The organism is Bartonella sp. AA2SXKL (assembly GCF_042197205.1).
Classification (GTDB): domain Bacteria; phylum Pseudomonadota; class Alphaproteobacteria; order Rhizobiales; family Rhizobiaceae; genus Bartonella.
This window is the reverse complement of sequence record NZ_JBHIRN010000008.1, coordinates 69,416-94,144: the sequence shown is the minus strand read 5'-3', so window position 1 is coordinate 94,144 and position 24,729 is coordinate 69,416. Positions and strand designations below refer to the sequence as shown.

19 protein-coding genes and 1 other RNA gene are annotated in these 24,729 nt (G+C 38.8%); 11 read left to right on the top strand and 9 right to left on the bottom strand.

Annotated features, from left to right (window positions below; genetic code table 11):
• Positions 1 to 655: 655 nt before the first annotated feature.
• From ACFINS_RS06565 to ACFINS_RS06545, 5 genes are all read right to left on the bottom strand, one after another.
• Complete coding sequence (locus tag ACFINS_RS06565; protein ID WP_375638325.1) at positions 656 to 2,179, bottom strand: Do family serine endopeptidase; 1,524 nt, start codon at positions 2,177 to 2,179, stop codon at positions 656 to 658.
• A gap of 151 nt (positions 2,180 to 2,330) precedes the next feature.
• Positions 2,331 to 3,269: a protease modulator HflC gene (gene hflC / locus ACFINS_RS06560; protein ID WP_375638326.1), complete on the bottom strand. Its 939-nt coding sequence runs from the start codon at positions 3,267 to 3,269 to the stop codon at positions 2,331 to 2,333.
• Positions 3,270 to 3,271: 2 nt separating this feature from the next.
• Positions 3,272 to 4,411, bottom strand: coding sequence for an FtsH protease activity modulator HflK (hflK, locus tag ACFINS_RS06555; RefSeq protein ID WP_375612019.1), 1,140 nt, complete (start codon positions 4,409 to 4,411; stop codon positions 3,272 to 3,274).
• A 119-nt stretch (positions 4,412 to 4,530) separates the two neighbouring features.
• Positions 4,531 to 5,040, bottom strand: coding sequence for a dihydrofolate reductase (locus ACFINS_RS06550; RefSeq protein WP_375612018.1), 510 nt, complete (start codon positions 5,038 to 5,040; stop codon positions 4,531 to 4,533).
• Positions 5,037 to 5,831: a thymidylate synthase gene (locus ACFINS_RS06545; RefSeq protein ID WP_375612017.1), complete on the bottom strand. Its 795-nt coding sequence runs from the start codon at positions 5,829 to 5,831 to the stop codon at positions 5,037 to 5,039. Before ACFINS_RS06545 ends, ACFINS_RS06550 begins: the two co-directional genes overlap by 4 nt.
• 213 nt (positions 5,832 to 6,044) lie before the next feature.
• Here ACFINS_RS06545 and ACFINS_RS06540 point away from each other — a divergent pair, with 213 nt between their 5' ends.
• The 3 genes from ACFINS_RS06540 (at position 6,045) to ACFINS_RS06530 (ending at position 11,575) form a co-directional block, all read left to right on the top strand.
• Positions 6,045 to 7,352 (top strand): MFS family transporter, encoded by a 1,308-nt coding sequence (locus tag ACFINS_RS06540; RefSeq protein ID WP_375612016.1) that lies wholly within the window; start codon positions 6,045 to 6,047, stop codon positions 7,350 to 7,352.
• A 952-nt stretch (positions 7,353 to 8,304) separates the two neighbouring features.
• Positions 8,305 to 9,615 carry an MFS family transporter gene (locus tag ACFINS_RS06535; RefSeq protein WP_375612015.1) on the top strand — a complete coding sequence of 437 codons (1,311 nt, stop codon included), beginning with the start codon at positions 8,305 to 8,307 and terminating at the stop codon, positions 9,613 to 9,615.
• Between the two features lie 652 nt (positions 9,616 to 10,267).
• Positions 10,268 to 11,575, top strand: a complete 1,308-nt coding sequence (locus ACFINS_RS06530) for an MFS transporter (protein WP_375612014.1) — start codon at positions 10,268 to 10,270, stop codon at positions 11,573 to 11,575.
• 69 nt (positions 11,576 to 11,644) lie between these two features.
• Here the strand turns inward: ACFINS_RS06530 and ACFINS_RS06525 are convergent, their stop codons facing one another.
• A complete protein-coding gene (locus ACFINS_RS06525) occupies positions 11,645 to 11,950 on the bottom strand; it encodes a DUF2853 family protein (RefSeq protein ID WP_375706000.1) in 306 nt (101 codons plus the stop codon).
• A 96-nt stretch (positions 11,951 to 12,046) separates the two neighbouring features.
• Between ACFINS_RS06525 and ssrA the strand changes: the two genes are divergently transcribed.
• The 5 genes from ssrA (at position 12,047) to ACFINS_RS06500 (ending at position 16,046) form a co-directional block, all read left to right on the top strand.
• Positions 12,047 to 12,403, top strand: a transfer-messenger RNA (tmRNA) gene (ssrA, locus tag ACFINS_RS06520).
• Positions 12,404 to 12,582: 179 nt separating this feature from the next.
• Positions 12,583 to 13,134: an SspB family protein gene (locus tag ACFINS_RS06515; RefSeq protein ID WP_375650975.1), complete on the top strand. Its 552-nt coding sequence runs from the start codon at positions 12,583 to 12,585 to the stop codon at positions 13,132 to 13,134.
• A gap of 8 nt (positions 13,135 to 13,142) precedes the next feature.
• On the top strand, positions 13,143 to 13,325 hold the full coding sequence (locus tag ACFINS_RS06510) for a DUF4169 family protein (protein ID WP_375612011.1): 183 nt from the start codon (positions 13,143 to 13,145) through the stop codon (positions 13,323 to 13,325).
• 10 nt (positions 13,326 to 13,335) lie between these two features.
• A complete protein-coding gene (locus ACFINS_RS06505; protein ID WP_273788067.1) occupies positions 13,336 to 13,587 on the top strand; it encodes a ribbon-helix-helix domain-containing protein in 252 nt (83 codons plus the stop codon).
• Positions 13,588 to 13,706: 119 nt separating this feature from the next.
• Positions 13,707 to 16,046 (top strand): ATP-dependent helicase, encoded by a 2,340-nt coding sequence (locus ACFINS_RS06500; RefSeq protein WP_375705999.1) that lies wholly within the window; start codon positions 13,707 to 13,709, stop codon positions 16,044 to 16,046.
• A 56-nt stretch (positions 16,047 to 16,102) separates the two neighbouring features.
• Here the strand turns inward: ACFINS_RS06500 and ACFINS_RS06495 are convergent, their stop codons facing one another.
• Positions 16,103 to 16,732 (bottom strand): DapH/DapD/GlmU-related protein, encoded by a 630-nt coding sequence (locus tag ACFINS_RS06495; RefSeq protein ID WP_375612008.1) that lies wholly within the window; start codon positions 16,730 to 16,732, stop codon positions 16,103 to 16,105.
• 136 nt (positions 16,733 to 16,868) lie between these two features.
• On the opposite strand from ACFINS_RS06495, the gene ACFINS_RS06490 reads away from it, so the two are divergent.
• Genes ACFINS_RS06490 through ACFINS_RS06480 form a run of 3 tightly spaced genes read left to right on the top strand, consistent with a single transcriptional unit; the run spans position 16,869 to position 20,195 of the window.
• Positions 16,869 to 17,450, top strand: a complete 582-nt coding sequence (locus ACFINS_RS06490; RefSeq protein WP_273790767.1) for an SCO family protein — start codon at positions 16,869 to 16,871, stop codon at positions 17,448 to 17,450.
• Positions 17,451 to 17,476: 26 nt separating this feature from the next.
• Positions 17,477 to 18,346, top strand: a complete 870-nt coding sequence (locus ACFINS_RS06485; protein ID WP_375705998.1) for a 50S ribosomal protein L11 methyltransferase — start codon at positions 17,477 to 17,479, stop codon at positions 18,344 to 18,346.
• 22 nt (positions 18,347 to 18,368) lie between these two features.
• Entirely contained in the window at positions 18,369 to 20,195 is a 1,827-nt protein-coding gene (locus tag ACFINS_RS06480) for an aminopeptidase P family protein (protein WP_375675612.1), read from the top strand.
• A gap of 597 nt (positions 20,196 to 20,792) precedes the next feature.
• Here ACFINS_RS06480 and ligA read toward each other — a convergent pair.
• Complete coding sequence (ligA, locus tag ACFINS_RS06475) at positions 20,793 to 22,952, bottom strand: NAD-dependent DNA ligase LigA (RefSeq protein ID WP_375650987.1); 2,160 nt, start codon at positions 22,950 to 22,952, stop codon at positions 20,793 to 20,795.
• 112 nt (positions 22,953 to 23,064) lie between these two features.
• Positions 23,065 to 24,726: a DNA repair protein RecN gene (recN, locus tag ACFINS_RS06470; protein WP_375705997.1), complete on the bottom strand. Its 1,662-nt coding sequence runs from the start codon at positions 24,724 to 24,726 to the stop codon at positions 23,065 to 23,067.
• Positions 24,727 to 24,729 lie beyond the last annotated feature (3 nt).

Here is a 24,729-nt window from a genome sequence, read left to right as displayed (position 1 = left end):
CAAAGCCTTCCTGTATTTTCTCTCCATTATCATAGAGTAAATACTTCAAACAAAAATACGAACACAAATTCCCCTTAAGACAAAGCCCCTTATGAAACTTATAAAAAAGAAAAAATGGACTTAATAACAACACCAAAGGAATTTCCAAGCATTTTTTGCTATCATAATTCAATAACAAACCACAGCTATAATAATTCTGTCCGTTAAGGCCATTAAAAATATACTCTTTGTCATCATTTATGAAAATAATACTAAGTTTAATCTATACAATCAAATAGCTTTATTTTTTCCTATAAAAATAGCATGCTACGCCGGTTTATAATAAGAGCCTCATAAAGTATCATATCAATACCATTTACTTGCGCATCACAAGCAGAGATAAAAATGGACTTAAGAAAGGTGTACCAATATCTCTTATGCAGCATTTCAAAGTCTAGGCTGTTACAATATTGAGAACTGAAAAATACTATGATGACACCAATTTATACTTTGATATTCAGCATAAAGATATAATAATTTCCAATGGATTTTATATTGCACACCCCATACTCTCTATCGTGAAATGAGCTTGAGAAATATTGGACATCACATGGCTGACTTGCAAAATATCCCACACACTAAGGCTGATAAAAAACAAAAAATAATTTTTTAAGGATCAATCCATTAGGAGCGTTACGAACCGTAACTCTCCATCTGGACGCGCTACAATAAATAGAGCATTTTTGCGTCCAGCTTCACGTAATTTATGAATACGTTTTTTAGCCTCATCAATTGTTGTGATAGAACTCTGATTGATATCAACAATCACTTCACCAACGCGAATACGCTTTTTATCCGCGGCACTATTTTGTGCAACAGATGTCACCACTAGTCCTCGAAGTTTATCTGAAATTGAATAACGATGACGCAAATCCTCTGTCAGTTCAGATAACGTCATTCCCATAAATTGCATTGTCACGTTTTTCGACAGATCTTGATTTTTTTTATCATCAACTTCTTCTGTATCTTCATTTGGATCTGTTTCAATCAAACGTCCAAGCTTAACTTTTACTGTTGCTTCTTGCCCATTGCGTAAAATAGTAACGTCCACCACTTTTCCTTCTGAACTTTCTGCAACTAAACGCGGCAAATCACGTGCATGCTTAATTTTGGAATTACCAAAGGAAAGAATAACATCTCCAGTTTGTAACTGGCTATTATCTACATTATTTTCTTCCGTCTGTTCTATTTTACCAGCCACCAATGCTCCCACAGCATTGTCCAATTTTAAACTTTTTGCAATATCCTCTGTTACCGGCTGAATACGAATAGCCAACCAACCACGCCTTATTTCTCCAAAATCACGCAATTGATTGATAACAGAAAGAGCCATATCCGATGGAATAGCAAATCCAATACCGATAGATCCTCCCGAAGGTGAAACAATTGCTGTATTAATGCCAATGACTTCACCATTTCTATCAAATAACGGCCCACCAGAATTTCCCCGATTAATTGCTGCATCTGTTTGAATAAAATTATCATAGGGACCAGCATTAAGATCACGGTTACGTGCAGAAATAATACCAACCGTCACACTTCCACCAAAACCATAAGGATTACCAATAGCCATAACCCAGTCACCAATACGTGCTTTTTCTGAGTCACCAAAACGCACAGCTTTTAATTTTTTACTTCCTGCATCGACTTGAAGCAACGCCAAATCAGTTTTGCTATCCTTTCCAAGAAGCTTTGCCTTTAGTTTTGTACCATCCGTAAAATTAACTTCAATATCATCAGCATCTACAATAACATGATAATTTGTAACAATAATCCCTTTTTGCGCATCAATCACAAAACCAGAGCCTAAAGAACGCACCTTTTGAAATTGACTATCTTTTTGACCATCCTTGGGTGTAAAAAAATCACTGAAATATTCCTCCAGCAATGAATCTTTTGGGATAACGGGTACCGAGGTGTTTGCATCCTGTTCTGTTCCTTCAACAGTCTGCGCCGTGGAAATATTCACAACTGTTTCCAAAAGCTCAGAAGCTAAATCAGGAATAGAAAGCAATGCCTTGCTTGTCTCGGCTCCCCAAGACAAACTCACTGATCCTGATAGAAACAAAGTCACACAAAAAACAACTCTTGTGATAAAAAACTTTAAAAACGTATTTTTACTCACGATACTTCTATCCATGACATGCCTTTAATCAAAGATGCAAAGAGCCCCACTAAATTTATCTACGTAAAACCAGCACGGCTCGATACTCTCTACCACTTTTACCATAAAAGAAAATGGTCACAGATCATTCTTTTCATGCAAAATCTCGTATCTGCAATCCATTATTTTATCTATTCTCTCCCGATTTTGGATCAGTTTTACTGAGGCCAGTATTCATTGTCGGTAAGAATGCTTTATTTGCCTGCGGCGGATTACGAAAATAGAAAAAGAAATCCTCATTTGGAGAAATCACCATCGGTGTTTTCTCTAAATTCTTGTATTGTTCCATCGCCAACCAAAAATCGTAAAAAGACGGATTAGCCTCCCTCGCATTCAATAGAAGACGAATACTTTCAGCTTGACCTTCACCACGGGTAATTTCAGCATCACGCTTTGCAGCTGCTACAATTTCTTCATATTCACGATTAGCTTCTGCCACAATACGATCTCGCTCCTGCTGACCACGAGCCCGGATATTTTCCGCAGCAGCTTCACGTTCAGCTGCCATTTGCCGATAGACATCTTCTGAAACAGCATCAGTCAAATCGGTTTTACGAATACGCACATCAACAATGGTAATACCCAACGAGCCTGCATCTACAGAAAATTGCTTCTGTACTTCAGCCATCATCGCGCCTCGTTCATCCGATAAGGCTGCTTTAAATTCTCGCTTACCATAAACAGCACGCAAAGCGTCAATAAACCGTGGTGCAAGGTTTTCACGTGCCGCAATTTGTGGACGCCCAGAAGCAATGCGCTGTAAAAACAACTTAGGATCTGTAATACGGTAAATAAAGAACGCATCCACCTCATAATACGCACCACCACGAACCTGTACAGATTGTGTAGGAACATCGTAACGCAATAACCGATTATCAACAATGATCATCTTATCGATAAAGGGCACCTTGAAATAGATTCCAGGATTAGATTCTACCTGAACAATTTGTCCAAAACGCTTAATTGCTACTTGTTGACGAGGATAGACGATAAATACGGACATCCACAAAATCATCAAAACAAACACTATAGCACTAAAAACAAACAAAAAGCGAGATTGCTGCATAATTAATCTCCTCCAGAAATACGAGAATCTAAGAGTAACGCAGGACGCGCTGCTGTTGCCTTTACTTTTTCCGATGACTTGCTACGCAACAATTCATTCAAAGGTAAATAAGGCACCGCTGGAGAATTTGCCTGATCAAGAACCAGCTTATTTGGTGAAGAAAGAATTCGCCCCATCGTCTCCATATAGAGACGGTAGCGAGCAGCTTCTGGTGAAATCGCAGCCTCTCGAGCTATCGCCTGAAAACGTTCAGCACGCCCTGTTGCCTCTTCAACCATTTGTGCCTTTTCACCTTTTGCGATTTCCCGTGTGCGTGAAGCTTCACCATTTGCTAAACCAATTTTCGTAAAACGAACACGATTCCCCTCTTCAATCATTCTTCCACGTTCCTGCTCCGCCTGCTGAACAGAATTAAACGCAGCAGCAACCTTTGTCGGAGGAGCAGCTTCACTGATAGAAACACGGCTTATTTCGACACCAAGTTGATATTTATCCACAGTCAACTGGATAATCTTTCTAACGTCATTAGCAACTTCTTCTTTCTTGTCGCGTAAAACATCATCAACCGGCCGCGAACCAATGACCTCACGCATTGCACTCTCAGCAACTTGGCGGACAGTTCCCTCTTGATCATTCACATTGAATAAAAACTGACTAGGGTATGAAATCCGATAATAAACGGAAAAATTAACATTAACGATATTTTGATCACTCGAAAGCATTAAACCATCACTTTGTTGCGCCTGACCGGGCTTCCCACCAATCGCGATTGTTTTTTCCGTTAAAGGGACTTTCATATAGGTCTCAATTGGCCAAAAATGAAAATGCAACCCATCACCAATAATGCCTTCTTTAGGGATGCCAAAGCGCAACTCTACCGCTTGTTCATTTTGCTGAACAATATAAATTGACTGGTATAGCCAAAAAAACACAATAAGCAGAAGGAATAAAACAGAAAAACTGCTTCTCCCGAATTGTTTAAATTGATCCTGCCCTTTGCGCAAAATTTCATTAAGATTAGGACCATTTTCGCCACCATTACCGCCACCAGAACCAAAGAGATTCTTAGCTGGTGTTTTTTTGTCACCACTGTTTTTATCGCCACTCCACGGGCCACCACCATTTTGATTTGTCCAGGGCATTATCACCTCTTTAACTGATTACCACTACTCGAACACCAACCATTTGCTTGATCTTATAGGGTGTCTCTTACCTCATTACAATACAACTGATAAACCCTTCCACTTCATATTACAAAAAATTATTTCCGCTCATAAACAACAAAACGTGTCGGATGACTATCTTTATCCCCTTTTGGAATATCTTGTGTTTGCACAATAGTCCACTTTTCTTTATCAAAAACAGGAAAAAAACTATCACCTTCTATAGAAGCTAAAACTTCTGTAAGGAATATTTTATCAGCCATATGCAACCCTTGTTGAAAAATTTCACCACCACCAATAATAAAAATTTCCTCTACATCATTTTGAGAAGCAACATTTGTTGCAAGAGAACAAGCTTGCGATAAAGAGTGAGCAACAACAGCCCCTTCAGCACAAAAGGTACAATCACGTGTAATAACGATATTTGTACGCCCTAGTAAAGGTCTCCCAATAGAATCCCAAGTTTTTCGCCCCATAACAATGGGCTTACCCAATGTCAAAGCTTTAAAGCGTTGCAAATCCGTTGATAAATGCCACGGCATTACACCTTCACGACCGATAACACCATTTTCTGCAACAGCAGCAATTAAACAAATGGAAATCGTCATATTGCTACCGGCGCTTTAATATGGGGTTGTGCTTCATAATTAAGCAACTCAAAATCCTCAAATTGAAAAGAAAAAAGATCTGTTACCGCTGGATTTATGCGCATACATGGCAAAGCATTTGGTCTACGAGACAATTGATATTTTGCCTGTTCAAAATGATTAGAATAAAGATGAGCATCTCCCAGAGTATGAATAAAATCGCCTACTTTAAGACCGCTTACTTGCGCAATCATCATCGTTAGCAATGCGTAGGATGCAATATTGAATGGAACACCTAAGAAAATATCCGCCGAACGCTGATAAAGTTGACAAGATAATTTCCCCTCCGCAATGTAAAATTGAAAAAGACAATGACACGGAGGCAACGCCATTTCCTCTATTAATGCAGGATTCCAAGCTGATACAATCAAGCGACGAGAATCTGGCGTCTCCTTAATCATCGTTAAAAGATTGTTAATTTGATCAATATGGCGTCCATCAGGAGCGGGCCAAGAACGCCACTGATAACCATAAACAGGACCAAGATTTCCCTTTTCATCAGCCCACTCGTCCCAAATTGACACACCATGCTCTTTCAACCAAGCGATATTTGTATCGCCTTTAAGAAACCACAAAAGTTCATAAATAATTGAACGTAAGTGTAGTTTCTTTGTTGTCAACAACGGAAATCCTGCTTGTAAATCAAAACGCATCTGATATCCAAAGATAGATCGCGTTCCAACACCCGTTCGATCTGTCCGATCAATACCCTGATTTAAAACATGAGATAAAAGAGCAAGATATGATTTCATGAGGGTATTATGTCCGATTCTTCTTATTATAGAAAATAAAAACTGTAAAATCCGTACAAACATAATTCAAATCTTTTTCCAAAAACATCTTACACAAGAAATTATCATGATCTAACTAAATTTTTGATGCAAAAGATAAAATACTATAGACAGCTTCTAAAAAAATGACATAAATGAACAAAGATGGATGAACATCAAATAAAGGGATCGACTATGGAAAAACAAGAAGCTTTAAAACCACATGATACAAGAAAACGTATCTGGGCTATCGTGTCCAGTGCATCAGGTAATCTAGTAGAATGGTATGACTTTTATGTTTATTCCTTTACATCTATTTATTTTGCATCACAATTCTTTCCCTCAGATGGCAATGACGTTACGCAACTTTTAAAAGCGGCGGGTGTTTTTGCTATTGGTTTTCTTATGCGCCCAATCGGCGGATGGCTTTTTGGCTTCATTGCCGATCGTTACGGACGCAAACGCTCAATGCTTATCTCTGTTTTTATGATGTGTGGTGGTTCGTTCTTAATCGCCCTACTTCCTACCTATGAAACCATTGGAATGGCAGCAGGAATTCTTTTACTTTTACTCAGAATGCTTCAGGGGCTTTCTGTCGGTGGTGAATATGGTACAACAGCAACTTATATGAGCGAAATCGCCCTCAAAAATCGCCGCGGATTTTTTAGCTCTTTCCAATATACCACACTGATTGGAGGTCAACTTCTAGCCAGTCTCGTTATATTCATTTTAGCGCTTTATCTCACCGAAGATCAGCTAAAAGCGTGGGGCTGGCGTATTCCATTTGCCATTGGTGGATGCGGCGCAATTGTTGCGATTTATCTACGCCGCACACTCCATGAGACAACGACCAAAGAAAGTCGTTCTAGTGCACAAGCTGGTAGTATTAGGGGACTTCTGAGCAACCACCGAAAAGCTTTCTTTCTGGTTATTGGCTTTACAGCTGGAGGATCGCTCACATTCTACACCTATACGACTTACATGCAGAAATATCTGATCACAACCACTGGCTTTGATAAACATACAGCCACAACAATCATGACAGCTGCACTCTTTGTTTTCATGTTACTCCAACCCCTCTTTGGTGCTCTTGCAGATAAAATTGGAACAAGAACTTCACTCCTTATTTGGAGTGTCTTATCTATTATCTTTACCATTCCTGGACTTAATATGATTGGTAGTACTGATAGTACATGGATTGCTTTATCAGTCATTACTGGAATGCTCTGCATTATGAGCTTTTATACATCTATCTCTGGCATTGTAAAATCAGAAATGTTTCCTGCTTCAGTACGAGCAATAGGAGTTGGGCTCTCTTATGCTATTGCCAACGCACTGTTTGGCGGTTCTGCTGAATATGTCGCACTTGGATTAAAAGATCTTGGATATGAATCTGTCTTCTATTTTTATATAACCGGCATGATGATTATTGCATTCATTGCTGTTCTCTTAATGCCAGATGCTCGCAAAAAAGGGTATTTACAAGGAGACGATATTCATTAACCTTTAATGTTAACAAACAAGGATTTTAACAAAAAAGCCCAGAGTACTGGGCTTTTTTATATTCTTTCCGATAGAAGTTTAAAGCTCACAATTTTTTATCCCTTCAAACACTCTAAAGAAGCAATGTTCCCTCCTGCACACGCCGCTTATAAAAATAAATGGCTTCATATTATTATGTAATAAATACTTCTTTAGCTGAATTTAATTCACTGAAGATAAAAAACGTTTGATTTATTTTAATATTCCCATGCCCACTCAAAATCGAAGAAAAGTGATTATCTTTCAAGATAATTTTATCAATAATAAAGATTACACTCATGATTTTGTTTAATACGTTCTTAATGGTACCCCTCATGCAAAACAAATTCTTTCATGAAAATAGAAAATACCATTATATTATGAATTCGCACACTTTTTTGAGAAACATTTCTCAATGCACCCAACTCCATTTCACAACGGCACCCGTGAATGACATAACGTAAAAGCCCCGTAAAATATAAACATGAACATTACTCTCTTTACACTTAATAAAAGTGCAAGCCGCTATCATTATACTTTTGATGAACTCTTAATATTGTACTCCCCCTTAACACTTAAGCTCATTCCTAAAAAGTATTTTAACAGATACACCAACCTCGCATGAAATAGTCAATAACATCATTTTACGAAACAGCATCAAGCATATAAACTAAAGAGTATCATATCTTCATAAACACTCTGCATATGCAAATAATTCACAATCAAACAAAAAATAATATTTCCTTAAGGATAGTAAAAAGCGTATGATTTACGCAATGTAACAACACCATGAGCCCAAAACACCACTGATAGCTCTAGAAAAAATCTTTATGTTTCCCTAAAAAATTATCATGATACAATGGCGTTTTTATAATGCACATCGTAAATAGCTTTAAAAAGAAGAAAAGTTATAAATCTAAAAGGGGAATACTTCATGAATAATCAAACAACTTTAGATCCACATGATACAAGGAAACGTATTTTTGCTATCATATCCAGCGCATCAGGAAATCTGGTAGAATGGTACGACTTTTATGCTTACTCCTTTGCATCGGTTTATTTTGCCTCACAATTTTTTCCTGAAGATGAAGATATTGTTACACAACTGTTAAAAACGGCAGGAATCTTTTTTATTGGCTTTCTTATGCGTCCAATTGGAGCATGGCTCTTTGGATACATTGCGGATCGTTATGGACGTAAACGCTCAATGCTTATTTCTGTTTTTATGATGTGTGGTGGCTCTTTTCTCATTGCCATACTTCCCACTTATAAAACCTTGGGAATAACAGCAGCATTTCTTCTCCTTTTAGTCCGTATGTTTCAAGGGCTTTCCGTTGGCGGTGAATATGGTACAGCAGCAACGTATATGAGTGAAGTTGCGCCCAAAAATCGTCGTGGTCTCTTTGCTTCTTTTCAATATGCAACAACGATCTCAGGTCAACTTCTGGCAAGTTTTATAATATTTATTTTAGCCATTTACCTTAACGAGGATCAGTTAAAAGCATGGGGATGGCGTATTCCCTTTGTCATTGGTGGCTTTGGAGCAATCGTTGCAATTTATCTGCGTAGCTTGCTTCATGAAACAACAACCCTCAAAAGCCGCTCTGAACAACACGCTGGTAGTCTTAAAGAACTTTTTCGTAATCATAAAAAAGCTTTCTTTTTGGTTGTTGGCTTTACAGCTGGTGGATCTCTCACATTTTATACATACACCACTTATATGCAAAAATATCTGATCACAACCACTGGTTTTGATAAACAAACCGCAACAACGATAATGACTGCCGCCCTCTTTGTTTTTGTGCTACTCCAACCCCTTTTTGGTTCCCTAGCCGATAAAATTGGAGCAAGAGCTTCACTCATTAGTTGGGGGGCATTATCCATTATCTGCACCATTCCTGTACTTAAAATGATCGGTAATGCCCATAATCCATGGACAGCACTCTTAATTATTATTGGAATACTCTGTGTTATGAGTTTTTATACGTCCATTGCTGGTATCATAAAAGCAGAATTGTTCCCTGCTTCAATCCGAGCAATTGGTGTTGGATTTGCTTTTGCCATTGGCAACGCACTCTTTGGCGGTTCTGCTGAATATGTAGCGCTTGGATTAAAAAATATGGGATACGAATCTGTTTTCTTTTTTTACATCGTTGGTATGATGGTCATTGCACTCATTTCTATTCTTCTTATGCCCGATATAGATAAAGGAGGATATCTCGATAAAGACGATAGACTTCATTAAACTTATTTTCTGGATAAAAAAGCCCAAGAAATTGGGCTTTTTTTGATCCCCTCTCCACCCTAGTAAAGAACGAAAAGCTCGCCCCGCATTCGTCTTACAAACAACTCAGTTTCTCTTAAATTGTCTATAGTTACTGCCCTCTTTATGTAATTTACTTGATAAGATTCTATGGGCAGCCCTACCCTAAATATTTATCACGATATCTAAAAAACACCTCATACGGAAAACCTTATCTGAGGCTTACCTCACCCTCCTAAATGATGATGTGTTATGATACAATAAGATAAGTGAGGACACAAAATCCCCTTTTACATTATTTAAGCTTTATGAAATATTTTCAGTTTTGGGGCTTTCTGCTCATAAAGACCATCTCTTCTATGATCTTCCGGTATGATGCCAATATTGCATTCTTATCATAAAGTTTAAAGGTATCTTGATCTACTTTTCAATGTTCTCTCCCTTTAAATGCAACGTGATAACTTTTTATTCTATAACACAAGTAAAAATCTTAAAACGAATGACAACATAACTCTAATAAATCATCTTAAAGAGTTTCCCTAAGAAATTGTTATAATACCATTGAATTTTTCTGGAAATCATAAACAATTATGTTTAGAAAATATGAACTATAAATCCAAAAGGGGAACAATTCATGAAAAATGAAACAACTTCAGCATCACAGGATGCAAGAAAACGTGTTTTTGCTATTATAGCAAGCGCATCAGGAAATCTCGTAGAATGGTATGATTTTTACGTGTACTCATTTGCATCAATTTATTTTGCATCACAATTCTTTCCCTCCGATGGTGATACGATTACGCCACTGTTAAAAACCGCAGGTGTGTTTTTTATTGGCTTTCTTATGCGCCCTATTGGAGCTTGGTTTTTAGGGTTTGTCGCCGATCGTTATGGACGTAAACGCTCGATGCTTATATCCATTTTTATGATGTGTGGTGGCTCTTTTTTCATCGCCATACTTCCCACCTATGAAACCTTAGGAGTAACATCAGCAATCCTTTTACTTTTAGCTCGGATGATGCAAGGACTTTCAGCAGGTGGTGAATATGGTACAGCAGCCACTTATATGAGCGAAGTTGCCCTCAAAAAACATCGTGGGCTTTTTGCTTCTTTCCAATCAGCTACCCTTATTACAGGTCAACTTCTTGCCAGCTTCATTATATTTATTCTAGCATCTTATCTCTCTGAAGATCAGTTAAAAGCATGGGGATGGCGCATTCCTTTTGTGATTGGTGGTTTCGGGGCAGTGATTGCGATTTATCTGCGTCGTTCTCTCCACGAAACAACCACGAAAGAAAGCCGCTCTCACAAACACTCTGGCAGTCTTAAGGAACTTCTCACCAAGCATACAAAAGCCGTTGTCGTAATTGCATGCTTTGCATCAGGAGGATCACTCACATTTTACACCTTTACGACTTATATGCAAAAATATCTGATCACAACCACCGGCTTTGATAAACATACCGCAACAACGATTATGACAGCTGTACTATTTATTTTCATCCTATTCCAACCCATAGCTGGTATCATAGCCGATAAAATTGGAACAAAAACTTTACTTATCATTTGGAGTATACTCTCTGTCATCTTTACATTTCCTGGACTCTGGATAATCGGTAATACGCATAGTATATGGGTTGCCTTTTCCGTCATTATTGGCTTGCTCTTCATTATGAGCATGTATACATCCATCTCTGGTGTCGTCAAATCAGCAATGTTTCCCTCTTCAATACGCGCATTAGGCGTTAGCATCTCTCATGCCATTGGCAACGCCTTATTTGGTGGTTCTGCTGAATACGTTGCGCTTGGATTAAAAAAGTACGGTCATGAATCACTCTTTTATTTTTATATAACCGTCGTGATGATCATGGCATTCATTGCTCTTCTCTTTGTCCCGAGTATGCGTAAAGGAGGCTACCTCCAAGAGGATGAAAAACATTAACCCTTTTTATCAACGAAAAAGCCCAAGAAATTGGGCTTTTTTTTATCATTATCACAAATTTAATATTGTTTAAATTTTATGAAGTGCATTAAGTTGCTTAGCAACTAGATAATAAAAAGTCACACGACTTTTTCTACGCTCTCCAGACATCATCTCAGCCACTTTTGAAACAGCCATTTTAGCACTCTTCTCATCGGCTTCTAAAACATGTTGAACCCATTTTTCAACACGTTCTAACTCTTTTGGATCCGATGTAGCAACAAGCGCTGCATCCTTATTTTTCATCACTAAAGCTAAACGACGGCTAAGTCGTTCTACTGCTGCTTCATCGGGATTTAAATCATATAGTTTAATATCTGCTAGATTATTTGTCATTTTGCATCATCTCCTCTCCAAAAATGAGCGGACTATACTTTACAGCCGCATCATATAGCTCCATAAATAATTAGAGGATTAAAAATATTAACAACCCCCCTTTTCCTAAGACTGTTCTTCATCTATATTTAGAGGGCTGGTTCACCAGCTATGGTAATAAATGGACGGTGAAATAAACCTATTGGACCCGGGGGCGGTACCCGGCGCCTCCACCAAAATATAAGAAACCAAAATTATATTTTGGTGGGGGCGAAATAGGATCGACAAGGGTGTAAAGATCGCTCTTTTACTCGGCATTGTACCACCGTTATCGGGCTAAATGAGTAGTTGCAAATGACAACTATGCGGAAGCACGTCTCGCCGCTTAAGGTGGTGTGAATGTTTCAATTTAAGTCTTAAACCGTCGCAGGTTTAAGCGGGGTTCGGAGGCACCTGGCAACAGAAGCCTTCACTTTTTTAAATGTTGTTGATTGATCTTTCAGACATTATCAGACATTATTTACCATAGAGTTTCGTATTTATTCGATTTATTGAGGTGCATCGTAGAAAAAATCTGCTAATTTAAAATATATTCTGTCACACAATATCAATACGCCCCATTCTGCTACGTGAAATAAAAGGAATAAACTTCGATGGTTAAAGATCAAATCCGTTACGATATTCTCGTTCAGGATGCGCTTCGTGGAGTTATCCGTAAAGTTTTATCGGAAGTTGCCAAAGCAGGTCTTCCGGGGAATCATCATTTTTTTATAACTTTTTTGACAAATGCCCTAGGCGTTAAAATTTCTCCTCGGCTAAAAAATCGCTATCCCGAGCAAATGACAATCGTCTTACAACATCAATTTAGAGATCTCAGTGTTTCAGAAACAGCTTTCGAAGTAACTCTCTCTTTCAGGGAAATAACCGAAAAGCTCGTGATTCCTTTTACTTCCATTCAGGTCTTTTACGATCCTGTAGCAGCATTTGAAGCAGCATTTGATCTGCCCTCAAATCTGACCTCTGGAGAAAGTGAAAATTCAGAAAATACCTCAACGACGCCTATTACCTTATCAAACAAACAAAAAAAAGAAAATACGCTTACAAAAGAACAAAATCTCAGTACAAATAAAGAACCTTTAAATAACGATGCAAAACAAAATCAAAGTGCTGATGTTGTCTCTTTAGATTCCTTTCGGAAAAAATAATTTTTCTCATGACTGAATTGATTAATCTTCGCCAATTTCGAAAACAAAAAAAACGTACAGAAAAATCTCTTTGTGCTGAACAAAATCGTTATCGTTTTGGACGAACAAAAACTGAAAAAAATTTTGAGCAGCAAAAATCTTTAAAAATGCAAAAATTTCTTGATCAAAATCGTTTGCGAAACGACGAATAAAGGTGGAAAAATGCACGAAAATAATTCTATCGATTGGTCAAAAGTCATTCCACGAAAGATATCTGTTCGCGTTGATGGACACGCAACAAGCGTCTCTTTAGAACCACCATTTTTAGATATTCTAAAAGATATAGCCCGCAAAAAAGGACAATCTTTAGCCTTTATTATTACCGATATTGATAGCAAAAGACCACAACAAGTAAATCTTTCGGCTTCGTTACGCGTTTATGCCCTTCAAAGCGTTCTCACCCAACGCCTTTAATGTTTGTGCTTATTTTTTACGTTCTCTTTCTGTCTGTTCAACTGAAACTGTTGTGACTTTTTAAGAGAAGTTTTTTTAATCTAGAACTTCAATAAAAAAAAGACTACAAAAGAGAGATAATGAGTAATTTTTCTGATCATACCATACCTTTCTTTGAAGAAGATTCCCCTCCAGACCATGATAAGAAGAGCTCTGGTTTTTTCTCCCATACTCTAAAAGAACAAAAATCATATAACACAGACTATTTAGAACAACTCAATCCAGAACAGCAACAAGCTGTTATGAATACTGAGGGGCCTCTTTTAGTTCTTGCAGGTGCTGGTACAGGAAAAACGCGCGTTTTAACAACCCGTATTTCTCACATTTTACGCTCTGGACTTGCTTCTCCTCAGCAAATACTTGCTGTCACTTTCACCAACAAAGCAGCACGTGAAATGAAAATACGTATTGGTGAACTTATTGGAGAAGTTGTTGAAGGTATGCCTTGGCTTGGAACCTTTCATTCCACTGGAGCTAAAATTTTACGCCGTCACGCAGAGCTTGTTGATTTAAAAAGAAACTTTACAATTCTTGATAGCGATGATGTTCTTCGACTTTTAAAACAACTTATTCAAGCTGAAGGATTAGACGATAAGCGTTGGCCCGCACGAAACCTTGCCATGATGATTGATTCTTGGAAAAATCAAGGACTTTCACCAAAACATATCTCAAAAAGTGATGCTCATTCCTTTGGTAACGGCATGGGACGTGAACTTTATCACAGTTATCAAAATCGATTAAAAGATCTTAATGCTTGTGATTTTGGTGACCTTCTACTTCATTCTATCTCTATCTTCCAACATAATCCAGATATTCTTCGCGAATATCATTCTCAATTTCGTTATATTCTTGTCGATGAATATCAAGATACAAATACAGCACAATATCTTTGGCTTCGGCTTTTGGCCCAACATCCTCAAGGTCAACATGTTAATCTTTGTTGTGTTGGCGATGATGATCAATCCATTTATGGATGGCGTGGTGCAAAAGTCGAAAACATATTACGTTTTGAAAAAGATTTTCCTTCTGCTAAAATTATTCGTCTAGAACGCAATTATCGCTCAACATCTCATATTCTTAAAACCGCCTCCCATCTCATTGCTCATAATGAAGAAAGACTGGGAAAAGTCCTTTTTTCTGCTCAAATAAAGAGTGAGGAAGAAAAGGTAAAAATTCATTCAGCATGGGATTCGGCAGAAGAAGCACGAGCAATCGGAGAAGAAATCGAACGCGCACAACAAACCGGTCATGCATTAAATCATATGGCTATATTGGTACGCGCATCATTTCAAATGCGTGAATTTGAAGATCGCTTTGTAACACTTGGCCTTAATTATCGCATCATTGGTGGTCCTCGTTTTTATGAGCGAATGGAAATACGTGATGCCATGGCTTATTTACGCGTTGTTGTCCAACCTACTGATGATTTAGCTTTTGAGCGTGTTATTAATACACCCAAACGCGGCATAGGAGATGCAACCCTGCGCATTCTTTATGAGAGTGCACGTGCACGTGCTGTTCCTCTCTTTTCTGCTGCCGCAGACATCATTGAAACAGATGAATTAAAGCCTAAGGCACGCAGTGCGTTACGAAGCCTCATTGAAAACTTCCGCCGCTGGCAAAATATGCTTCAAGACACTCCTCATAGAGAACTTGCCGAGATCGTCCTTGATGATTCTGGTTATACAACCATGTGGTTAGAAGATCGCTCACCAGAGGCTCCTACAAGACTAGAAAATCTTAAAGAAATGATTCGTTCCATGGAACAATTTGAAAATCTTCAAAGTTTTTTGGAACATGTTGCACTCGTTATGGAAACGGAAAATAATGAAAATATGGATGCAGTCAACATCATGACACTTCATTCAGCCAAAGGACTTGAATTTGAAACAGTTTTTCTTCCAGGTTGGGAAGAAGGACTCTTTCCCCACCAGCGCTCATTAGATGAAGGTGGACGTTCAGGATTAGAAGAAGAACGGCGTCTTGCTTACGTAGGTCTAACAAGAGCAAAAAAACATTTGCATATATGGTTTGTATCGAATCGAAGAATTCATGGACTTTGGCAACCTGCTCTTCCCTCCCGTTTTCTAGATGAATTACCAGCAGAACATATAGAAGTTGTAGAAATGGAAACATCCTATGGTGGTTATGGAAAATCTTCCTTTCAACATCACGATTCCTTTTATACTGACTATGCAACAGCAAGACAAAAGCGTGCACAAAAAAACAAGAATATTGAAGGGAAAGTTATCTCTCAATCAATCTCTCATGCACCATCAGATTTTTCTGTCAATGATCGGATTTTTCACATAAAATTTGGCTATGGTTATATTACAGCAATAGACGATCATAAATTGACAATAATGTTCGAAAAAGCCGGAGAAAAGCGTGTACTAGACAATTTTGTAAACAAAGCTTAATTACAAGTAAACCACGATCAGTTTTTTCAAGAAACCACTTTGTTTTATTCTGACTATCATTTCCATTTACGAACAAAGGCTTCAATGGGCAGATTTTGCATATCAGGCAATGCGTCGTGAATTTTATCAAGTGGCCAATCCCACCAAGCCATATTTAAAAGGCATTCTATCACATGATTGGGAAAACGCATCCGCAATCGCTTAGCAGGCACCCCAACGACAATCGTATAAGGCATAACATCTTTCGTTATAACAGCGTTCGCGCCAATGATAGCGCCATGACCAATTGTCACTCCAGGCATAATAACCGCACCATGTCCAATCCACACATCATGCCCAATAATAACACGTTTTGCACAACGCCTTTCACGAAAACCACTATCTAATGCCATATAACGAAAATATTCGTTTGGACGATAGGTTATTTTATGCGTTGAAACGCGCTCCATAGGATGCTCCAACGCATTCATCCGTACATGAGATGCAATAGAACAAAAACGCCCAATATCGCTATAAATAGCCTCACTATTACGCTCTAAATAAGAAAAATCTCCAACGGTTACATCCCGTAAAATCACCCGCTCATTAATTTCCACATAGCGCCCTAATTTACAACCATGCAGCCGCGCTGTCGTATGGATACGAGGTTCACTTTCATGAAATCGAAGATCTTTCTCAATATTCATACATCTTTCACCAATGTTTTATCAATAGATATGGAAAGACATACCAATCAAGCCAATAAAATCAACCATGAAACAAACATTGCAAAACAAACCTGCCGATGTTACAATTTCTCGATCTATCTAAGAGAGTCAAACTATGAAAAATGTAATACGCATCTTGGGGCTGACAATCATATTTCTTGCAGGTGTTTTTATTTATGATACGCTGACAAATAAGCCTTTAGGTGATAACTTTACTCTCACTGATTCTAATGGAAAAAATATTACTGAGGCTGATGTTCGAAGCAAGCCTTCAATAATTTTTTTCGGCTTCACTATGTGTCCTGAAAGCTGCCCTACCACACTGATGAATCTTGATCGATGGCTTACAGCCCTTGGGCCTGAAGCTGATAAATTAGGTATATGGTTTGTGACTGTTGATCCTGAACGTGATACACCAAAAGTACTCCATGATTATCTCAGTAATTTTAACAATAAAATTGTTGGCATCAGCGGAGATCCTGAAAAAGTTCATAAAATGGTCAATTCTTTCAACATCGTTGCTGAAAAAGTCCCTGAAACAGATGGAAACTATACATATAACCATACAGCAGCAATTTTTTTACTCAAAAAAGGTGGAAAATTAGCTGGCGTTATCCGTTATGACACGAAAGAAAGCGATAGCGAATTAAAAGATGAAATCGCCATTGAACGGTTAAAAAAACTCATCTTAAACTAAAAAAACCGATCAAAAGAAAGAACAGCATGTCGCAACAAATTCGCCTCTATTATACTGCTTCTAAAAATGAAGCAGAACGGTTCTATACCCTTATAGAAACAGCCTTTGACGAAGAAGGGTATCCTCTTGCTCTTACAGAGATAGATGAACAAAATGCTGTATATGAGCTTTCTCTATATGTCGATCAAGACAATCAAGAGAACGCATTGAAACGTTTTGCTCAAATCCTTTCTATAGATTTTGATAATATTAATATGGAAGTTTTACCCAACATTGATTGGGTACAAAAAAGCCTAGAAGGACTAAAACCTGTGCAAGCCGGTCCTTTTTTCCTTCATGGAAGTCACAACCGAAACGCCATTCCAGCAAATGTTCTCCCTATTGAAATTGAAGCAAATCAAGCCTTTGGAACAGGACATCATGGGACAACAGCTGGTTGTTTGGAAATGATTGCCAAAGTCATGAAACACGAAAATCCACAAAATGCCCTTGATCTTGGAACTGGTAGTGGAGTCTTAGCCATTGGCATAGCAATGCTCAAGCCCATTAGTATTCTCGCCTCCGATATTGATCCTATTGCTATTCAAGTTGCACAACATAATATCGAGCTTAATGGCGTAAAAGAGTATATTACAGCTGTTACAGCAACAAGTTTTACCCATGAACACATTGCAACACGTGCGCCTTTTGATCTCATCGTTGCCAATATCCTTGCTAATCCGCTTATTGAACTTGCGCAAGAAATGGTAAAAGCCCTTAAAAAAGGGGGATCACTTATACTCTCTGGAATTCTTGAAGAACAACATGCCCATGTTTTGGAGACTTATATAAAACAAGGACTGAAGCATATCGAAACATACCACCGGCAAGGATGGGTTACGATACACCTGAAATAAAATAAAAGAAAAGGACGTCGTTATGTATCAATCTTTTGAGGCGACAACAAATCCTGCTTATGCAGCAGAACGCATTTCTTGCCTTCGTAAAGAACTCGATCACCTTGGACTCGATGGTTTTCTTGTTCCGCGGTGCGATGAACACCAAGGAGAGTATGTCCCTCCTCATGCTCAACGCCTTAGCTGGTTAACCGGCTTTACTGGATCAGCTGGGATTGCACTGATTTTAAAAAACAAAGCCATCATATTTACAGATGGGCGATATAAGCTCCAAGTTCGCCAACAAACTGATCCTGATATTTTTAATTATGAAGATCTCATAACTTGTCCTCCCTCACAATGGCTTGAAAAAAATGGTCAAAAACTTTCTATTGGCTTTGATCCATGGCTCCACACGATTGCTGCCACCGATGCATTAAAAAACGCATTAGAAATGAAAGCAGGTGGAAAACTTGTAGAAGTTCAACATAATCCCATTGATCTGCTCTGGCATGATCAACCAAAATTACCACAATCTGCCTTATCAATTCACCCTCTCAAATATGCTGGGTGCGATACAGATGAAAAACTCGCTTTGATTTACAAAGATATACAGCAAACTCATGCAAATGCTTTTATTTTTACAGACCCCTCTTCCATTGCATGGACATTCAATATACGGGGCAATGATGTTTCCAACACGCCTTTTTCCCTTTGTTTTGCTCTCATTCCACTTAACAAAACACCAGCTTTATTCATTGACAGCAAAAAACTTGGTGTAGAACAGAAACAATATCTAGAACGTTATGCAAAATTATATGAACCAGAACAGCTTATTCCCAAGATCAAAGAGTATGTTCAAAAAGGGACAGTGTTTGCCTTAGATCCACAGCTAACATGCGAAAAATTACGAACTGTTATTGAAGAAAAAAATAGCTTTTTTATCACACTTACCGATCCTGCTGCTCTACCACGTGCCATTAAAAATGACACAGAACTCAATGGCGCACGCAAAGCGCATCTACGCGATGGTGTTGCCCTAACCCGTTTTTTTTCTTGGTTAGATAAACAAATACCAGGGTCAATAAGTGAAATTTCTGCTGCTCAAAAATTAGAAGAATTTCGCATAAATACAGCAAAAGAAATGGGAGAAAAACTTGAAGATCTTTCTTTTGATACAATCTCCGCAACAGGAGAAAATGGTGCCATTATTCATTATCGTGTAACAACGCAAACAAATAAACAACTCAAAGCCGGTGAACTTTACCTCGTTGATTCAGGTGGACAATATCGTGATGGCACGACTGATGTCACACGTACAGTAGCAATTGGGAATATTGGAGAAGAAGAAAAACGCTGTTTCACTCTTGTTCTCAAGGGCATGATTACTCTTTCAACTGCTTGCTTTCCCAAAAGAACCCGTGGACAAGACCTTGATGCTCTTGCACGCATTGCATTGTGGAAAGCTGGTTTTGATTATGCCCATGGCACCGGTCATGGTGTTGGATCTTATCTTTCTGTCCATGAAGGACCGCAAAATATTTCTCGTAAAGGGTGCCAAGAACTCATCTCCGGTATGATTCTTTCAAACGAGCCAGGTTATTACCGCGAAAGCGCTTTTGGTATCCGTCTTGAAAATTTGATGATTGTGAAGCCAGCACAAAAAATTGATGGTGGAGATATAGAAATGCTCTCGTTCGAAACACTTACACATTGCCCCATTGATCGACGGTTAATCCTTCCAGAGCTTTTGACACAAGAAGAACGACAATGGCTCAATGATTACCATGCGCGCGTTTATCAGATGAATGCACCTTACTTAAATGAAGAAGATAAAAAATGGGCAAAAGAAGCAACAATGCCCCTTTAAATGAAGCAACCTATAACTTTTACCCTTTCTACAAAACACTACACCCTTCTCTTTTAAAGAGAGAAGTGCGAATTTACCATCAGCAAACACAAAAAATATTTCTACAAGATACTTCAAGTTTTTTGCTGGTATGGTAAACGCTAACCTAGGTGAAGCAAGATGAGATACACCTATACGTGGTAATACTTATCTTGGCGATCTCCATCCAGACATTATTATATCCCTATTTCCTTTATATGGAAACTTTCGTTATATTTTGTAATTTTCCGCGTTATATTTCTATTACGTCATTATAATTGGTTTATTACGGCATTTTGGATTAAATTATACATATTTATTTACAATTTTTACCTTGCTTCACAGTAATAATTTATATTTTGTACTAATAATAACCTTGTATATTCTTCATCATAATAGTTTAAGTTTAATATTTAAGCTCAACGTTAATTATTTTAAATAACGTAATAAATATTAAAATATATGGCGCTCTGTTTTTGCAAAAAACAGCCCCTATTATCCCTCTTTTTGATTTCATCCCCCAAAAAATGTAAGAGAGATAATCATACAAACAGCATACGATCTTCTAGAAGACATCCTCTAAACATTATGTTTCTCAATCAGCTGTAGCCAAGCCTCTTCATCGATAACCTCAACACCTAATTCCTCAGCTTTAGCCAATTTGGAGCCCGCTCCAAGTCCTGCAACAAGAAGATCTGTTTTTTTAGAAAGTGAACCAGATGTTTTAGCCCCCAATCGCTCTGCCAATGCTTTTGCTTCATCACGTGACATATGCGCCAAAGTTCCTGTAAAAACAATAATCTTATCCGCTATTGGTGAAGAATCTGCTATGATAGGCTCCTCATCAAGAGGAGTTACTTCTTCAAGCAAAACAGATAAAATCTCACGGTTATGCTCTTCTTGATAAAAATCAACAATTGCGCTCCCTACCTGTGGTCCAATTCCTTCGATATTGGTAAGCTCTATCCAAGCCTCATTTCCTTCTTCATTTTCCTTATCACATGGCATAAATGCTTCCATAGCCGCAGTCTCAAAAGCTGTATAATTTTTATAAGCACGTGCAAGGCGGCGTGCATTCACTTCGCCAACATGACGAATCCCCAATGCAAACAAAAAACGGCTCAAAGGAATTTCTCGGCGCGCATTAATGGCATCATACAATTTCCGCACTGAAACAGTACCAAAACCTTCCATATTTTCCAAACGGATCAAAGACTTTTCTTGGCGCCGTTCTAAAGTAAAGATATCAACTGGTGTATGAATACAAAGCGCTTCATCTTGAACATGGAAAAAGAACTCCACTTGTTTTTTACCCAAGCCCTCAATATCAAACGCATTGCGTGAAACAAAATGACGAATACGTTCAATCGCTTGTGCCGGACAAATAAGCCCCCCTGTACAGCGACGCACGGCTTCTCCCTCTTCACGAACAGCATGACTCCCACAAGCGGGACACAGATGAGGAAAAACAAAAGCAGAAGCATCTTTTGGACGTTTTTCAGCAATAATATCAACAATTTGAGGGATCACATCACCAGCACGTTGTACAATCACGCTATCGCCTACACGGATATCACGTCCTTCACGAATGGGCTCTCCTTTATGACCAATTCCCTTAATATAATCCTCATTATGCAAACTAGCATTGGTCACCACCACTCCACCAACAGTAATAGGCGTAAGACGTGCAACAGGTGTCAAAGCTCCCGTGCGACCAACTTGAATGTCAATATCTTCCAAAAGCGCTATCGCTTTTTCTGCTGGAAATTTATGGGCGATAGCCCAACGCGGCGAACGAGAAACAAACCCCAAACGCTTTTGGAGCATCAAATCATTAACCTTATAAACAATGCCATCAATGTCATAGCTTAAAGAATGACGGCGTTCTTCTATATCACGATAATAGAAAATAATTTCTTCTACTCTCTTAAAGACTTTTGTTAATGGATTGATAACAAAGCCATATTCTTTTAGCTTTTTCATCATCTCCATTTGACTTTCTGCCAATATTTCACTCACCTCACCACAAGCATAAGCAAAAAATTGAAGTTTTCTGCTAGCGGTTATCCGTGAATCAAGCTGACGGAGTGAACCAGCCGCCGCATTTCGAGGATTGGCAAAGGTTAACTTGCCCTTCTCTTGTTGGCTGATATTCAGTGCTTGGAAATCTTCCCGCCCCATATAAACTTCACCACGCACCTCAATGATATCAGGAAAATCACCTTGCAAAACTTGTGGGATATCAGCAATTGTTCGGGCATTTGCCGTCACATTTTCACCGACAGTTCCATCCCCACGCGTTGCCGCACGCACAAGCTGCCCCTTTTCGTAGCGCAAAGACAAAGATAAACCATCAATTTTTGGCTCCGCTGTTATTTCCAACACTTGTGTTTCTGGAAGCCGTAAAAAACGACGAATACGCTCAACAAATTCAGTAACATCTTCAGAGCTAAACGCATTATCAAGTGAAAGCATAGGCTGTGCATGAACAGATTTTTCAAATTTTTCAGAAATTGGTGCTCCAATTTTATGTGAAGGAGAATCAATACGTATAAGCTCTGGAAAAAGAGCTTCAATTTCTGCATTACGACGACGTAAAGCATCGTATTCTGCATCAGAAATTTCAGGCTGATCATCACGATTATAAAGCACATCATGACGTGCAATCTCTTTTGCCAACCACTCTAATTCACGTTCTGCTTCAACAGCTGTGAGATTTTTATATGCATCTTTGTTCATAAAATCTATTCCAAATTACAAGCACTGCCACAAGGATTTCCACACGCATCCTCATCAAGTGAATCTCAATAAATACAAGCTTTCCAGTATTTTTATCGCTGACTAATTACCTTTATGCTAGAAGCTTTTGAGCCGCTGCACGCGCTTCTTCAGTAATCTGTTCTCCAGCCAACATACGGGCAATTTCTTCTGCACGCTCATGTTCTTTCATTTTATGAATCGCAGTAACAAAGCGTCCTTTATCATGACTCTCAATTTTTGAAATAAGAAAATGACCATGCGCTTTCGATGCAACCTGTGGTGCATGTGTAATAGCAAAAACCTGAACACGTTCTGATAAGCGTTGCAATCGTTGTCCAATAGCAGCTGCAACAGCCCCCCCAACGCCTGTATCAATTTCATCAAAGATCAGCGTCGGTGCTGATCCTCGATCAGATAAAACAACTTTTAATGCTAGCAAAAAACGGGATAATTCACCGCCAGAAGCCACACTAAGCATCGGCCCTGCACGTGTTCCAGGATTTGTCCGCACCCAATATTCAATACGATCACATCCCTCTGCACTCCGCTTTTCCATATCACTTTGCATTTCAACAATAAATTCAGCCCTCTCTAACTTCAATGCCGGCAACTCAGCCATAACACTTTCAGATAAATGCTTTGCTGTCTCCCGACGCTTTATTGTTAAGGCTTGCGCCAATGTATCATAATTTTTCTTTGCCTGCTCTGCCTCATCTTCAAAACGTGTCAATATGGTCTGAGCCTCTTCAAAGTCAGCCAGTTCAGCATCCATTTTATCGCGTAACTGAACCAATTCATCCGCAGAAACTTGATATTTACGAGCAAAACCCCGAAGAGCAAAAAGACGCTCTTCTATCCGTTCCAATTCATCAGGTTCAAAATCTAATGCTCGTATTGCCGTCTCAATACCTTCTTGTGCTGTTGCAAGTGCATGCAATGCCTCATCAATAGATTTCACCACTGGTGCAATAAGTTCTTGCGCCTCAGGAATTTTCCGCTCCAAACGCCTCACCAAATTAGAAAGCACTGGGATTGGTGATTTTTGACCTGTTAAAAGATCATCCGCTTCTTTAATATCTGTCGCTATTTTTTCTAATTTAAGCATATCAGCACGACGAAGAGAAAGAGCTTCCTCTTCACCAACTCTAAAATCAAGCTTTTCAAGCTCTTCTACACACGCACGAAGATAATCAACCTCCCGTACAGCACTCTCTACTTTAAGACGCTGCCGTTGCAAACGCTCCTCAAATTCACGCCATGTGTGATAACACTGACGCAAATTTTCCACTTCATTCTCAAGTCCACCAAAGGCATCTAATAATTGGCGATGTGTAGCAACATCAATCAGTGCACGATCATCATGTTGTCCATGGATTTCAACCAGCAAACGGCCAACACTTCGCATCAATGCAACACTAGACACCTGATCATTGATAAAGACACGGCTACGTCCATCACTTGATTGTACCCGCCGTAAAATAATATCACCCTCGTCATCAAGACCATTCTCACGAATAAGTTGACGTGCAGGATGTGAAACAGACACATCAAAAACAGCTGTGACCTGCCCGCGGTCAGCCCCATGACGCACAAGCGAAGCATCACCCCGCCCCCCTAGAGCAAGTGATAAAGCATCAAGGAGAATAGACTTCCCCGCACCCGTTTCTCCAGTTAAAACCGTCAACCCCGCTGTAAAATGAATATCGAGCGTTTCGATCAAAACAATATTATGAATCGAAAGCTGTACCAACATAGA

Bases quoted from the DNA above. Each gene is read 5' to 3' on its own strand.
- ACFINS_RS06565 (WP_375638325.1), bottom strand. From the start codon at position 2,179: ATGGATAGAAGTATCGTGAGTAAAAATACGTTTTTAAAGTTTTTTATC.
- hflC (WP_375638326.1), bottom strand. From the start codon at position 3,269: ATGCAGCAATCTCGCTTTTTGTTTGTTTTTAGTGCTATAGTGTTTGTT.
- hflK (WP_375612019.1), bottom strand. From the start codon at position 4,411: ATGCCCTGGACAAATCAAAATGGTGGTGGCCCGTGGAGTGGCGATAAA.
- ACFINS_RS06550 (WP_375612018.1), bottom strand. From the start codon at position 5,040: ATGACGATTTCCATTTGTTTAATTGCTGCTGTTGCAGAAAATGGTGTT.
- ACFINS_RS06545 (WP_375612017.1), bottom strand. From the start codon at position 5,831: ATGAAATCATATCTTGCTCTTTTATCTCATGTTTTAAATCAGGGTATT.
- ACFINS_RS06540 (WP_375612016.1), top strand. From the start codon at position 6,045: ATGGAAAAACAAGAAGCTTTAAAACCACATGATACAAGAAAACGTATC.
- ACFINS_RS06535 (WP_375612015.1), top strand. From the start codon at position 8,305: ATGAATAATCAAACAACTTTAGATCCACATGATACAAGGAAACGTATT.
- ACFINS_RS06530 (WP_375612014.1), top strand. From the start codon at position 10,268: ATGAAAAATGAAACAACTTCAGCATCACAGGATGCAAGAAAACGTGTT.
- ACFINS_RS06525 (WP_375706000.1), bottom strand. From the start codon at position 11,950: ATGACAAATAATCTAGCAGATATTAAACTATATGATTTAAATCCCGAT.
- ACFINS_RS06515 (WP_375650975.1), top strand. From the start codon at position 12,583: ATGGTTAAAGATCAAATCCGTTACGATATTCTCGTTCAGGATGCGCTT.
- ACFINS_RS06510 (WP_375612011.1), top strand. From the start codon at position 13,143: ATGACTGAATTGATTAATCTTCGCCAATTTCGAAAACAAAAAAAACGT.
- ACFINS_RS06505 (WP_273788067.1), top strand. From the start codon at position 13,336: ATGCACGAAAATAATTCTATCGATTGGTCAAAAGTCATTCCACGAAAG.
- ACFINS_RS06500 (WP_375705999.1), top strand. From the start codon at position 13,707: ATGAGTAATTTTTCTGATCATACCATACCTTTCTTTGAAGAAGATTCC.
- ACFINS_RS06495 (WP_375612008.1), bottom strand. From the start codon at position 16,732: ATGAATATTGAGAAAGATCTTCGATTTCATGAAAGTGAACCTCGTATC.
- ACFINS_RS06490 (WP_273790767.1), top strand. From the start codon at position 16,869: ATGAAAAATGTAATACGCATCTTGGGGCTGACAATCATATTTCTTGCA.
- ACFINS_RS06485 (WP_375705998.1), top strand. From the start codon at position 17,477: ATGTCGCAACAAATTCGCCTCTATTATACTGCTTCTAAAAATGAAGCA.
- ACFINS_RS06480 (WP_375675612.1), top strand. From the start codon at position 18,369: ATGTATCAATCTTTTGAGGCGACAACAAATCCTGCTTATGCAGCAGAA.
- ligA (WP_375650987.1), bottom strand. From the start codon at position 22,952: ATGAACAAAGATGCATATAAAAATCTCACAGCTGTTGAAGCAGAACGT.
- recN (WP_375705997.1), bottom strand. From the start codon at position 24,726: ATGTTGGTACAGCTTTCGATTCATAATATTGTTTTGATCGAAACGCTC.